12 protein-coding genes are annotated in these 12,816 nt (G+C 46.8%); 7 read left to right on the top strand and 5 right to left on the bottom strand.

Going from position 1 to position 12,816, the window contains the following annotated elements:
- Positions 1 to 6 precede the first annotated feature (6 nt).
- On the bottom strand, positions 7 to 888 hold the full coding sequence (locus P2G85_RS09105; RefSeq protein WP_275863780.1) for an OmpA family protein: 882 nt from the start codon (positions 886 to 888) through the stop codon (positions 7 to 9).
- Between the two features lie 184 nt (positions 889 to 1,072).
- Between P2G85_RS09105 and rnt the strand changes: the two genes are divergently transcribed.
- Positions 1,073 to 1,717, top strand: a complete 645-nt coding sequence (rnt, locus tag P2G85_RS09100; protein WP_275863779.1) for a ribonuclease T — start codon at positions 1,073 to 1,075, stop codon at positions 1,715 to 1,717.
- A 44-nt stretch (positions 1,718 to 1,761) separates the two neighbouring features.
- Positions 1,762 to 3,087, top strand: a complete 1,326-nt coding sequence (locus tag P2G85_RS09095; RefSeq protein WP_275863778.1) for a Na+/H+ antiporter family protein — start codon at positions 1,762 to 1,764, stop codon at positions 3,085 to 3,087.
- An 87-nt stretch (positions 3,088 to 3,174) separates the two neighbouring features.
- Here the strand turns inward: P2G85_RS09095 and P2G85_RS09090 are convergent, their stop codons facing one another.
- Both P2G85_RS09090 and P2G85_RS09085 read right to left on the bottom strand, forming a co-directional pair.
- Entirely contained in the window at positions 3,175 to 3,804 is a 630-nt protein-coding gene (locus P2G85_RS09090) for a DsbA family protein (RefSeq protein ID WP_275863777.1), read from the bottom strand.
- Between the two features lie 75 nt (positions 3,805 to 3,879).
- Positions 3,880 to 4,215 carry a Grx4 family monothiol glutaredoxin gene (locus P2G85_RS09085; RefSeq protein ID WP_275863776.1) on the bottom strand — a complete coding sequence of 112 codons (336 nt, stop codon included), beginning with the start codon at positions 4,213 to 4,215 and terminating at the stop codon, positions 3,880 to 3,882.
- 250 nt (positions 4,216 to 4,465) lie between these two features.
- Between P2G85_RS09085 and sodB the strand changes: the two genes are divergently transcribed.
- The 3 genes from sodB to P2G85_RS09070 all read left to right on the top strand — a co-directional run bounded on the left by sodB (position 4,466) and on the right by P2G85_RS09070 (position 6,560).
- Complete coding sequence (sodB, locus tag P2G85_RS09080; protein ID WP_275863775.1) at positions 4,466 to 5,050, top strand: superoxide dismutase [Fe]; 585 nt, start codon at positions 4,466 to 4,468, stop codon at positions 5,048 to 5,050.
- 129 nt (positions 5,051 to 5,179) lie between these two features.
- A complete protein-coding gene (locus P2G85_RS09075; protein WP_275863774.1) occupies positions 5,180 to 5,683 on the top strand; it encodes a VC2046/SO_2500 family protein in 504 nt (167 codons plus the stop codon).
- Between the two features lie 193 nt (positions 5,684 to 5,876).
- Positions 5,877 to 6,560, top strand: coding sequence for an SDR family oxidoreductase (locus tag P2G85_RS09070; protein WP_275863773.1), 684 nt, complete (start codon positions 5,877 to 5,879; stop codon positions 6,558 to 6,560).
- Between the two features lie 143 nt (positions 6,561 to 6,703).
- Here the strand turns inward: P2G85_RS09070 and adhE are convergent, their stop codons facing one another.
- Positions 6,704 to 9,406: a bifunctional acetaldehyde-CoA/alcohol dehydrogenase gene (gene adhE / locus P2G85_RS09065; protein ID WP_275863772.1), complete on the bottom strand. Its 2,703-nt coding sequence runs from the start codon at positions 9,404 to 9,406 to the stop codon at positions 6,704 to 6,706.
- 649 nt (positions 9,407 to 10,055) lie between these two features.
- Between adhE and P2G85_RS09060 the strand changes: the two genes are divergently transcribed.
- Positions 10,056 to 10,694, top strand: a complete 639-nt coding sequence (locus P2G85_RS09060; protein ID WP_275863771.1) for a YchE family NAAT transporter — start codon at positions 10,056 to 10,058, stop codon at positions 10,692 to 10,694.
- Between the two features lie 50 nt (positions 10,695 to 10,744).
- Positions 10,745 to 11,590 (top strand): ion transporter, encoded by an 846-nt coding sequence (locus P2G85_RS09055; protein WP_275863770.1) that lies wholly within the window; start codon positions 10,745 to 10,747, stop codon positions 11,588 to 11,590.
- Between the two features lie 73 nt (positions 11,591 to 11,663).
- Here P2G85_RS09055 and asd read toward each other — a convergent pair whose 3' ends face one another.
- Positions 11,664 to 12,776, bottom strand: a complete 1,113-nt coding sequence (gene asd / locus P2G85_RS09050; protein WP_275863769.1) for an aspartate-semialdehyde dehydrogenase — start codon at positions 12,774 to 12,776, stop codon at positions 11,664 to 11,666.
- Positions 12,777 to 12,816: the final 40 nt, after the last annotated feature.

Genomic DNA, 12,816 nt, shown 5'->3' with positions numbered 1-12,816 from the left:
TGTGCGCTACACCTGGGTCCGACCTAGCGAAATCACCACACGGCGGTTTTTGTCTTTCCCAATTGGGGTGCTGTTATCTGCGATAGGCCGTCGCTTACCATAACCTTGTACCTGAATGCGATCCTCAGGAAAACCAATTGACTTGAAGTAGGCTCTTAAGGAATCAGCGCGTCGCTCAGATAAGTTTTGGCTAATACTTTTCCCTTCAGTGGAATCGGTATAGGTCGCCACCAGCACAAGGTCAATGTCCTGGTTATAGCGCACGTAATCTGCAATTTGAGTTAAACGCTTTTTCGATGCTTTGGTTAACTGATCACCCTGACGTTCATAATGCAGAATGGTGAAGGCAATATCTTCAAAGCTGTATTTCAGCAAACTAGCTACACAATCACTGAAGATATTGTATTTTTGCTGGAACAACACCGAAGATAACACCACCTCAATCCGCTGATCACGGCTCTGCCAATCCTGATAACTGAATGTCGGGTAGCGACCTTTCTCTAACTCAGACAAAATCCCCCAGGCAGTCTGACCACCGACATAACCATCAAATTGTTTGAAAAACCTAAGACTGGTGATGCGATCGGCGTTTTCACCCGGACGCCACGGAGGTGGCATGGAGATCAAACTGACGTCACGGGTCTCACCCATCGGGCGACGCATCTTAAGTTCAAAGTCCAGGTTGATTTTTTTACTCGCACGTGATGAAAACACCGCGTCACCAAAGCTGGGGATCGGGTGCACTAACTGGCATTCAAGTGGGGTATTAACCACCATTTCCCATTGTGATTGTTGCGGAGTGGCCACATAACGCTTGTTCAGCGCTGATGCGTAACTTGCATTCAGCGACAAACAGAGTACACCACTGGTTATTAGCCATTTCTTCATTACGGATTGTCTCTTAAACGGCAGCGCTTTGCCGCTATCGCTGCCAACAATTGATATCAGACTTTTAATGCAAAATTCCCGCCAAGATTGAAGCAATACTTTTCTGTTTTTGTCTCAATTTGCTGTTTTGCTCACCCTGAGAATCTGCAATAATGCTGCCTTCATCACACAACTATAAGCCCATATGACAGTAGAAAATGAAGCTCTAACCCTGAAAAAGCGATTTCGTGGTTATTTTCCGGTTGTTGTGGATGTTGAAACCGCTGGATTCAACGCTCACACCGATGCACTTTTGGAAATTTGTGCGGTAACGTTACGCATGAATGACAGCGGCGAACTGGAGCCGGCTTCAACAATTCATTTTCATATCGAACCCTTTGAGGGGGCCAACTTAGAAAAAGAAGCACTTGAGTTCAATGGTATTCATGATCCGTTCAGCCCGTTGCGCGGTGCCGTTTCCGAACAGGAAGCGCTGAAAGAGATCTACAAGCTGATCCGAAAAGAGCAGAAAACCGCCGAATGTTCACGTGCTATCATGGTCGCCCATAACGCGGCTTTCGATCTCGGTTTTGTCAATGCAGCTAATGAACGCTGTAAACTGAAAAGAGTCCCTTTCCATCCTTTTGCCACTTTTGATACCGCTACGCTAAGTGGACTTGCTTATGGTCAAACTGTTCTCGCCAAAGCATGCAAAACTGCTGGGATGGAATTCGACAATCGTGAAGCGCATTCCGCTCTTTACGATACCCAAAAAACTGCAGAGCTGTTCTGCGGAATCGTCAACAAATGGAAGGCCCTCGGCGGTTGGCCGCTTGCTGACGAACAATAATGAACTACAACTATCATAAGTAAACACAACATATTGGAAATAGTATGAATCCTGTCGTTATCTCAGTTTGCGTCATGCTCGTGTTAGCATTGATGCGGGTAAACGTGGTGGTTGCCCTCACGTTTAGTGCCATTGTCGGTGGCCTTGTTTCAGGAATGAGCCTGGGAGATGCTGTTGCGGCATTTGAAAGTGGCTTGGGTGGTGGCGCAACCATCGCCTTAAGTTATGCCATGCTCGGCACCTTTGCGGTTGCCATCTCGAAATCAGGCATCACTGACCTGTTAGCCAAAAGCGTAATAAAGCGCCTCAATGGTCACGAAAATGACACCGCCACCACCGGTTTCAAATACGCGGTATTGGTCGCGTTGATCCTGGTAACCATGTCATCACAGAACGTGATCCCGGTACACATCGCCTTTATTCCAATTTTAATTCCACCTCTTTTGGGCGTATTCGCAAAGTTAAGACTCGATCGTCGACTGATCGCCTGTGTCCTGACTTTCGGCCTGATCACACCATACATGGTGTTGCCAATCGGCTTTGGCGGTATCTTCTTAAACAACATCTTGCTTAAGAACTTACACGATAACGGATTAGAAGGCGTGGTTGCCAGCCAGGTACCGACCGCAATGCTATTGCCTGGCGCGGGCATGGTATTTGGCCTGTTAATCGCAATCTTTTTCAGCTACCGTAAACCACGCATCTACGAAGAAACTGAACTGACAGTGATGCACGAATCCGGTCATGAACTAAACAAGCAACACATTCTAGTTGCTGCAGTGGGGATCGTCGCAGCACTGGGAGTACAGCTGTACACAGGCTCAATGATCATCGGCGCCCTGGCTGGCTTTATGGTCTTCACCTTTGGCGGCGTGATCGCCTGGAAAGAAACCCATGATGTATTTACCAAAGGTGTCCACATGATGGCTATGATCGGTTTTATTATGATTGCCGCAGCCGGTTTTGCAGCAGTCATGAAACAAACCGGTGGCGTTGAGACCTTGGTAGAATCGCTATCCACCAGCATTGGTGACAACAAGCCACTTGCAGCCTTGCTGATGTTAGTTGTGGGCCTGTTAGTAACAATGGGTATCGGTTCTTCGTTCTCCACCATCCCAATCATTGCAACGATTTACGTACCGTTAGCGCTGGCGTTTGGCTTCTCACCAATGGCTACCATTGCTTTGGTAGGTACGGCCGCGGCATTGGGTGATGCGGGCTCACCGGCCTCAGACTCAACATTAGGTCCAACCTCTGGCCTGAATGCGGACGGTCAGCATGAGCATATTTGGGAAACCGTTGTCCCAACCTTTATCCACTATAACATTCCGTTGATCATCTTCGGTTGGATTGCCGCGATGGTGCTGTAATGCCATCACTATAGTAAAAAAATAAAAAAGTAAAAAAGCCGCTCGATGAGCGGCTTTTTTTAGCGTTTTCTTAACCTGCGGCATAACTTACTGCGTAGGCATATTATCGACAATGCGTTCACGAATACGTTTCAACGTTGACTCAGTCGATAAATAATCCACCTCAATCGGAAAATACGCCTCACCAATCTGCAACACTAAACTCGGGTAAGAATCCACTCCCAGGCTTTTTGCCAGACTAAGTTGATCTTGAAAAATCCCTTCAAGGAAGCTGCCGTGGACATCATTTTCAAACTGGACGACATCCAGGCCTAACTCTTGCGCCAGCTGACGATGCGTCGCTTCATCATGAGGTGACATCGCTCTCAAATAATACGCGTGCTGGATGGCTTCCAACATCGGTTCATAGGCATCTTGAAAACCTGCAGCTATCACCGCCCGGCAAGCCTGATAAGTACTACGAACCGGTGTACAACGCGACCAGAACTCATAGTTAAACTTGGTTCCCAGTTGTCGTTCAATCTGATGCCAAATTTCCTCGAGCTTTTGTTGCATCTCGGGCGGCATCGGCAGATTAGTATCGGGTGCAAGTCCGCCGACCACATACTCAAACTGAATCACTCCAGGAAGTTGCTGTTTCAATTTTTCAATGGTTGGCTTATACCCCCAGCACCAGCTGCACATTGGGTCATGCACGTAGTAAAGCTTTATGTTCATTCAACTAACCTAAAAAAGAAAAAGGAGCCAATCCGGCTCCTTGGTATTCTATCGCCAAATGCGGGCATTTACGACTTACTCAGCACCATCCGCTGCACGTTCTGCCGCTTCTTTAACCAATGGCTGCAGTTCTCCTTTCTGGAACATTTCCAGAATAATGTCACAACCACCGATCAATTCACCTTCAATCCACAATTGCGGGAAGGTTGGCCACTGAGCGTATTTCGGTAGCTCAGCGCGAATATCCGGGTTTTGCAGGATATCTACATAAGCAAACTTCTCGCCACATGCCATCAGGGCTTGTGCTGCTTGCGAAGAGAAACCACAGCTTGGTAGTTTCGGGGAGCCTTTCATGTACAGCAAAATTGAGTTTTCAGCAATTTGCTGTTTGATTTTATCGATAGTTTCCATCGCTTCCTCTTCTTCCTGGATGTGAACTGTATTTTGTTTTGCCCCATTCTACTTAATAACAGCAGAATAAAAAGCACATAATATTTATGGTCTTTTTGACACCAAGTTCTCAAAATATTTTCATACCGGGGTTTTAATAAAGTAAAAACTTGCTAAAATGGATTGCAAGTCAGTCATTTTGACTATCCTAACTATAAACATTGGAAGCTAACGAAAGGGTAACCCTTTCATATCTATGGAGAACCGAGCAATGGCATTCGAACTACCAGCTCTTCCTTACGCGAAAGACGCGCTAGAACCACATATCTCAGCAGAAACTCTTGACTACCACCACGGTAAGCACCACAGCACTTACGTTGTCAAACTCAACGGCCTGATCCCGGGTACTGAGTTTGAAGGCAAAACACTTGAAGAAATCATCAAAACATCAACCGGCGGTGTATTCAACAATGCCGCTCAAATCTGGAACCACACCTTCTACTGGCACTGCCTGGCACCTAACGCCGGCGGCGAACCAACCGGTGCGGTAGCAGAAGCGATTAATGCTGCCTTCGGTTCTTTCGAAGAATTCAAAGCAAAATTCACCGATGCAGCGATCAACAACTTCGGCTCTTCCTGGACCTGGCTGGTGAAAAAAGCAGACGGCTCACTGGACATCGTTAACACTTCTAACGCGGGTACTCCAATCACTGAAGAAGGTGTAACACCGCTTCTGACGGTTGACCTGTGGGAACATGCTTACTACATCGATTACCGCAACGTTCGCCCTGATTACATGAACGGTTTCTGGGCGCTGGTAAACTGGGACTTCGTCGCAGAGAATCTAGCCAAGTAACCCCGTAGTTCAATTTAGTCACGAACAATCAAAAGTCCGCTACATGCGGGCTTTTTTGTAAATAACTTCCGAAAATAACTAAAGTTTCTGCCCGCTTCGTCGCTATATAAACATCAAACGGGGAGCAGCATGCAAGTACATACTTTAGATAAAGCCACCATCATCAACGAACTTCACCTCGGTAAGGGTATTAACCATGCCGTACATGAAGGCCGTCGTGCTGATTTCGCTTTGATCTTATCCATGTTCTCCAACGACGTTCGTGATGCGATCCCATTAGAACAAGTGACATCAACGCAGGCAACCGACACCCTGCTTCGTCAACAGTTCGGCGTCTCCCAGCCACAACTACTGCGTTCCGACAGCAGCTGCTACGACCTGGCAGCAGAGCAGGCCAAACAGTTCCATAGCGCTGGCCTTTCTTCCGCTAAATTTGCTCATTACCTCAAACCGGACGCACTTGCTTACTTAGCCGAAGATACGTTTGATCTGCCGGAAGAGGTATACCACAACCTTTCAGGCCACGAACGCCGCTTGCTGGGTGAGCGTGATAAAACCCTGCTTTCTGATCCCGGCCTGTATAACCAGCTAATCACGGCCCAGCGCCAACATCAAATTCAGATCCAGGCGTGATCATTCATTGCTTTCCTGTGCCTTACATTTCTTCACTGCAGAAATGTGACTACCGACAAATTCCAACACAATAATTGCCGTCAATCCCCTGTAGTTTGAGTCTTTTCACACTGAGTTCAGGCTTTTTCCGCCATGCTGAATCTCAAACCACCAAACATTTTGGTGATGACATTTCAGCAACAGTGGAAGTGCTATGGATATAAAAGAGTCAATGATACTGGTCACATCTGCTGGCTCAATTCTCGGCAGAACCTGCTCTAGCCACTTTGCGCATCTGGGGGCGACAACAATTCTTTGCGATAGTAACCCAAGCGCACTTAAAGCCAGTTACGACCAAATCAAAACATTTACCGACAACGTCTACGCGATCAATGTGTGCGGCGAGACGACCACCTCTATCAACTTACTATTTGACCAAATCGAATCTCAGCTGAACGCCACGCCTGATGTGATCGTTAATTGCTGGACCAGTTCGCCGATGCCCAGCCTGATGGCAGCAGAACCGATGAGCAGTTATATTGATCATCTCTCTACCGCTGCACGTGTCCTGTATACCTACGGGCAAGTCGGTGCCGAACGGTTTCGCCGGAAAGGCGTAAAAGGGGTGATAGTCAATGTCATCTCACATGACGATCATCAGGATCTGACCGGTATTGAAAGCATTGCCGCTTTGGTATCAGGCTTCACCCACAGCTGGGCCAAAGAACTTACACCATATAACATTCGTGTTGGTGGGGTGATACCCGCAGTAAGCAACGCCCGTGAAGATGTCGATGCGCTCCATTGGGCGGAAATACAAGATGAACTGGTACGCAACACCGCTTATATCATTGCCAACGAGTACTTTAGCGGCAGGGTTGTCTCCACCGAGGTTTGACACGATTCTCGGCCGCACGCTATTCCTCTGTACTCCAATATTCTCAAGTCAAAAAAAAACCCCAGTCTGATGACTGGGGTTTTAACCTTTTCCCGATGTTAAGGTTTCGTGCTAGCGAAAACCTTACTCAAAGCGAATCTTAATTACGCGTCTGCTTTTTCTTTCTTAGCTTTAGGCGCTGATTTAGCTGCTTCTTGGTCTGCTTTCTTCTTGATTACAGTAGTACCTTCGAAAGTTTCACCTTCAACGAAAGCTTTACCGTAGTAAGAAGCCAGTAGAACTTCTTTCAGCTCGCTGATTAGAGGGTAGCGTGGGTTCGCACCAGTACATTGGTCATCGAACGCATCTACAGACAGCTCATCAACTTGTGCTAGGAAGTCAGACTCAGCAACACCTGCCGCTTGGATAGACATTGGGATGTCTAGGTTCACTTTTAGTTCATCCAACCATGCTAGTAGACGTTCAATCTTCTGAGCAGTGCGGTCACCAGCTTGGCTTAGGCCTAGGTGGTCAGCAACTTCAGCGTAACGACGACGTGCTTGTGGACGGTCGTACTGAGAGAACGCAGTTTGTTTAGTTGGGTTGTCGTTCGCGTTGTAACGTACAACGTTAGAGATTAGTAGTGCGTTCGCCAAACCGTGTGGTAGGTGGAAAGCATTACCAATTTTGTGAGCCATTGAGTGGCAAACACCTAGGAATGCGTTCGCAAACGCGATACCAGCGATAGTTGCTGCGTTGTGTACTTTCTCACGAGCGATTGGGTCGTTTGCACCGTTCGCGTAGCTTGATGGTAGGTACTCTTTTAGCATCTTAAGTGCTTGTAGAGCCTGACCGTCAGAGTATTCGTTCGCTAGAACAGATACGTAAGCTTCCAGAGCGTGAGTTACGGCATCGTAACCACCGAATGCTGTTAGAGACTTAGGCATGTTCATTACTAGGTTAGCATCAATGATAGCCATGTTTGGCGTTAGTTCATAGTCTGCTAGTGGGTACTTAGCACCAGTCTTGTCGTCAGTAACAACCGCGAATGGAGTAACTTCTGAACCAGTACCTGAAGTAGTAGTGATACATACAAGCTCAGCTTTTTGACCCATTTTAGGGAACTTGTAGATACGTTTACGGATGTCCATAAAGCGCATTGCTAGTTCTTCAAATGTTGTTTCTGGGTGCTCGTACATTACCCACATGATTTTCGCAGCATCCATTGGTGAACCACCACCTAGAGCCAGGATTACGTCAGGCTGGAAGCTTTCCATTGCTGCTGCACCTTTCTCAACTACAGACAGCGTTGGATCCGCCTCTACGTCGAAGAAAGTTTGTACTTCCATGCCTTGCGCTTTAAGCAGGCTAACTACTTCGTCAGCGTAACCGTTGTTGAATAGGAAACGGTCAGTTACTAGGAACGCACGTTTCTTGCCTTCCAGGTCGCCCAGTGCAACTGGTAGGCTGCCACGACGGAAGTAGATAGACTTAGGTAGTTTGTGCCACAACATGTTTTCAGCTCGCTTCGCTACAGTTTTCTTGTTGATTAGGTGCTTAGGACCTACGTTCTCAGAGATAGAGTTACCACCCCAAGAACCACAACCTAGAGTTAGAGAAGGTGCTACGTTGAAGTTGTAAAGGTCACCGATACCACCGTGAGTAGTCGGGATGTTTACAAGGATACGTGCAGTCTTCATCTTGTCACCGAAGTAACGGATGCGGTCTGCGTTAACGTCTTGGTTAGTGTAAAGACCAGATGTGTGACCGATACCACCGATTTCAACCATTGTTACCGCTTGAGCAACTGCATCTTCGAAGTCGTCAGCACGGAACAGACCTAGAGTTGGAGATAGTTTCTCGTGAGCGAACTCATCATCGTAAGAAACTTTACCCAGACCTTCACCTACAAGAACTTTAGTGTCAGCAGGAACTTTAACACCAGCCATTTCAGCGATCGCCGGAGCAGGTTGACCTACGATTTTCGCGTTTAGCGCGCCGTCGATAAGCAGTACTTTACGTACTTTATCAGCGTCAGCTTTAGATAAAACGTGAGCTTTGTGAGAAGCGAAACGCTCTTTTACTTCGTCGTATACTTCGCTAACTACGATTGCAGCCTGCTCAGAAGCACATACTACGCCGTTATCGAAAGTTTTAGACATTAGGATAGAAGCTACAGCACGTTTAACGTCAGCTGTTTCGTCGATAACAACTGGAACGTTACCTGCACCTACACCGATAGCTGGCTTACCAGAAGAGTATGCTGCTTTAACCATGCCTGGGCCACCAGTCGCAAGGATAAGAGCGATACCTTCGTGCTTCATCAGGCCGTTAGATAGCTCAACAGATGGCTGGTCGATCCAACCGATGATGTCTTTTGGAGCACCAGCTGCTACTGCTGCGTCTAGAACCAGTTTAGCTGCATCGTTAGTAGAGTTCTTCGCACGTGGGTGTGGCGAGAAGATGATACCGTTACGAGTCTTCAAAGAGATTAGAGATTTGAAGATTGCTGTAGAAGTCGGGTTAGTGGTTGGTACGATACCGCAGATGATACCTACAGGCTCAGCAATAGTCATGGTGCCCATGCTATCGTCTTCTTCAAGGATGCCACAAGTCTGCTCATCTTTGTACTTGTTGTAAATGTACTCAGAAGCGAAGTGGTTCTTGATTACCTTATCTTCTACGATACCCATGCCAGATTCTTCAACCGCTTGCTGCGCTAGAGGAATACGAGCTTGGTTAGCGGCAAGAGATGCTGCACGGAAGATTTTGTCTACTTGCTCTTGAGAGAAAGTAGCGAACTCTTCTTGCGCTTTCTTAACGCGAGCAACCAATGCATCTAGTTCAGCCATATTAGTAACAGGCATAGGGATTCTCCTAAAATTAACAAATATTAAAAACTTTTTATTAAGGCGATTGCCGTCAGTTTTTGCAGCTTATCAACCACTTGCCAAACAAACATCTTAGTAAATTGTTTTCAGCGCTGAGTATAATATTTCAGAGTATGAAAAAAATTGACTTGGATCAGTTCTCACCCTCGAAATACCCCCAACGTTGTGGTTAACCACAATTAATCAACGTAAACACATGATTTAAAAACACTTTAAAGCAACACTTCATTTGAACAAAAATACAGCAAACAAACCTAAAACAAGCAGGAACAGCAATAATATGTAAAAAAGTTTCATTTTTAGCCAACAAAATTACATGTAGGCTCCTTTTTTTGTGCTACTGAGAGTATATCCAACTCGCATTATCTCTCTACTAGCTGTCTTTCTTTTTGTTAAAAGTGTGCGAATGTTAACGTTTGTGTAAATCGCAACGCTCAGATTTTAGCCTTATTGGTAACAAACCATTACCACTATAGCTACATTTCGTTTAAAGATTAGTTTTTCTCACAAATTGTATGGGTAATACGTTAGTTTTTTTCATTTCTTCCCTCTTTCATTTTGCCTTACATTACCGCCTGAGATCCCCCCTACGCTTTCAGTTATGTGAAATTTATGAGTGCAGACTATGCAGACTTTTGAGTTAGCAATTTTCCTTCAGTTTTTCTTAGGCTTGGTCGCTGCCGTCAACCCGGTGGGCATCATGCCGGTGTTTGTTTCCTTAACCGGCCACATGACTCCTGAAGAAAAGAATAGAACAGCTACCACGGCAAATGTAGCCGTTGCGGTTATTTTGATCATTTCCCTGCTGGCCGGTCAGCTCCTACTCGACATGTTCAGTATTTCGTTAGACTCTTTCCGGGTTGCGGGTGGCCTGCTTCTATTAAGCATTGCTTTCTCAATGATGAGCGGTAAGTTGGGCGAAGATAAGCAAAACAAACAGGAGAAGTCCGAGTACGTAAGCCGTGAACAAATAGGTGTCGTACCACTGGCAATGCCGTTGATGGCTGGCCCGGGGGCGATCAGTTCAACGATTGTTTACGGTGCCCGTTACCCAGGCGTGTTTGACACATTAGGGATTGCAATTACGGTTGCGACGTTTTGCTTTTGCTCCTGGTTACTGTTCCGCTCCGCCCCTCTGATTGTGCGCTTTCTGGGCCAGACCGGCATCAACGTGATAACCCGGATTATGGGGCTTATTCTTGGCGCATTAGGCATAGAGTTTATTGCCAACGGGCTGCGGAACCTCTTCCCTGGATTAGCCTGATTGGTCTAATGCTTGTATGATAAAGCGATTCATTGATGGATCGCTTTGCTATGACGGATCATTCTCTTAAACACACACTCTACGTTACTATATTTGGCACTCACACCAAGGCCGGCCGCACTTTCGATATTGCACTAATTATCGCAATTGTCAGTTCATTGGTTGTGCTGGTGCTCGACTCCATTCCCGCCATAAGTGCCGAGTGGGCCCGAGAGCTAAAGATTTTGGAGTATACCTTTACCGCTCTTTTCACCATTGAATACCTGGTGCGCCTGTATTGCTCCCCCAAGCCGCTGGCTTATGCGAAAAGCTTTTACGGCATAGTGGATCTACTGGCCATTCTGCCAACTTATCTGGTACTCATTTTTCCTTCAGCGACGTTTATGGGCGTTATCAGAGCGCTACGGGTCATGCGGATCTTCCGGATTCTTAAACTAGTCCGATACCTGCAGGAGTCTAATGTCCTGCTGCGTTCGCTGCTGATGTCTCGCCGCAAAATCATCATTTTCTTTAGTACTGTTGCGATTCTGGTCACCATTTTTGGCTCGCTGATTTTCGTGATTGAAGGGCCAGACAATGGTTTCACCAGTATTCCGAAGAGCATTTACTGGGCGATTGTTACCATCACCACGGTCGGTTACGGCGATCTTGTGCCACAAACAAATTTAGGCAAGGCCATTGCGGCATTAACCATGTTACTTGGTTACTCGATTATCGCAGTGCCAACCGGGATCTTCACCGCCGAGCTACACCAGGAGATGCAATCGCATAAAGTACTGGTCAAATGTCCGAACTGCTCGCGAAGCGGGCATGATTCCGATGCCATTTACTGTAAACATTGTGGCAGTGAGCTGGCCGATCCCGACAAACGAGTCACTGCACCTGATAAAAAATGACATGAGTTGGCACGCTGCCCGGTAACCGGGCATAAAAAAAGCGCCAACAAGGCGCTTTTTATCGTTCAGATGATTACTTTTCTTGCAGAAGAATACGTAACGTACGGCGCAACGGCTCTGCCGCGCCCCACAATAGCTGGTCACCTACAGTAAAGGCGTTGAGGAAGTCATCGCCCATCGCCATTTTACGCAAACGGCCAACCGGAATCGATAATGTGCCAGTCACTTTTGCCGGAGTAAGCTCTTGAGCAGTAATGTCGCGCTCGTTAGGGATAACTTTTACCCACTCATTGTGCGTTGCGATCATCTCTTCGATCTCATCCATTGGCACATTTTGTTTTAGCTTAATGGTCAACGCTTGTGAGTGACAACGCATCGCGCCAATACGGACACAGGTACCATCAATTGGTACAGGAGACGCCTGGAAGCCAAGGATCTTGTTCGCTTCAACCGCCGCTTTCCACTCTTCTTTACTTTGGCCATTGTCACGCTTGACATCAATCCACGGGATCAACGAACCCGCCAGCGGCACACCGAACTGATCAGTAGGGAATGAAGAACCACGCATGGTATCAGCCACTTTCTTGTCGATGTCCAAAATCGAACTGGCCGGGTTCGCCAGCTCGGAACTGACCGCATCGTTGATCACACCCATCTGTGAAATCAGCTCGCGCATATTCTTAGCACCTGCGCCCGATGCTGCCTGATAAGTCATGGCACTTGTCCACTCAACCAAGCCCTTTTCAAACAGACCACCAAGTCCCATCAACATTAAGCTAACGGTACAGTTACCACCGACAAAAGTAGTGGTACCACCATGAATACCCTGTTGAATCTGTGTCAGGTTGACCGGATCCAAAGTGATAATTGAATCTTCAGCCATGCGCAGTGTCGAAGCAGCATCAATCCAGTATCCCTTCCAGCCAGCCTGGCGCAACGCCGGATACACTTTTTCGGTATAGCTGCCACCTTGGCAAGTAATAACTGCATCAAGCTGTTTCAAACTGTCGATATCGAATGCGTCTTGCAACAAACCAGCATCTTTGCCCAGATTAGGGGCAGGAATACCAACCTGAGATGTGCTGTAAAAAACCGGTTCAATTAAGTCAAAGTCTCTTTCTTCAACCATGCGCTGCATAAGAACAGAACCAACCATGCCACGCCAACCAACTAAACCTACTCTCATTGCATTAACTCTCCATGTAAATTTCAAAACTTTCCCATAT

Origin of the sequence: Vibrio sp. CAU 1672, assembly GCF_029223195.1 — a bacterium.
In the GTDB taxonomy this organism is placed as follows: domain Bacteria; phylum Pseudomonadota; class Gammaproteobacteria; order Enterobacterales; family Vibrionaceae; genus Vibrio.
The sequence above is the reverse complement of the archived record's forward strand: the minus strand, read 5'-3'. Positions and strand labels throughout refer to the sequence as shown.

What these genes read in the sequence shown, in the direction of transcription:
- P2G85_RS09085 (WP_275863776.1), bottom strand. Translation starts at nt 4,215, where the DNA reads ATGGAAACTATCGATAAAATCAAACAGCAAATTGCTGAAAACTCAATT.
- asd (WP_275863769.1), bottom strand. Translation starts at nt 12,776, where the DNA reads ATGAGAGTAGGTTTAGTTGGTTGGCGTGGCATGGTTGGTTCTGTTCTT.
- P2G85_RS09105 (WP_275863780.1), bottom strand. Translation starts at nt 888, where the DNA reads ATGAAGAAATGGCTAATAACCAGTGGTGTACTCTGTTTGTCGCTGAAT.
- P2G85_RS09075 (WP_275863774.1), top strand. Translation starts at nt 5,180, where the DNA reads ATGCAAGTACATACTTTAGATAAAGCCACCATCATCAACGAACTTCAC.
- P2G85_RS09070 (WP_275863773.1), top strand. Translation starts at nt 5,877, where the DNA reads ATGGATATAAAAGAGTCAATGATACTGGTCACATCTGCTGGCTCAATT.
- sodB (WP_275863775.1), top strand. Translation starts at nt 4,466, where the DNA reads ATGGCATTCGAACTACCAGCTCTTCCTTACGCGAAAGACGCGCTAGAA.
- P2G85_RS09095 (WP_275863778.1), top strand. Translation starts at nt 1,762, where the DNA reads ATGAATCCTGTCGTTATCTCAGTTTGCGTCATGCTCGTGTTAGCATTG.
- P2G85_RS09055 (WP_275863770.1), top strand. Translation starts at nt 10,745, where the DNA reads ATGACGGATCATTCTCTTAAACACACACTCTACGTTACTATATTTGGC.
- adhE (WP_275863772.1), bottom strand. Translation starts at nt 9,406, where the DNA reads ATGCCTGTTACTAATATGGCTGAACTAGATGCATTGGTTGCTCGCGTT.
- rnt (WP_275863779.1), top strand. Translation starts at nt 1,073, where the DNA reads ATGACAGTAGAAAATGAAGCTCTAACCCTGAAAAAGCGATTTCGTGGT.
- P2G85_RS09060 (WP_275863771.1), top strand. Translation starts at nt 10,056, where the DNA reads ATGCAGACTTTTGAGTTAGCAATTTTCCTTCAGTTTTTCTTAGGCTTG.
- P2G85_RS09090 (WP_275863777.1), bottom strand. Translation starts at nt 3,804, where the DNA reads ATGAACATAAAGCTTTACTACGTGCATGACCCAATGTGCAGCTGGTGC.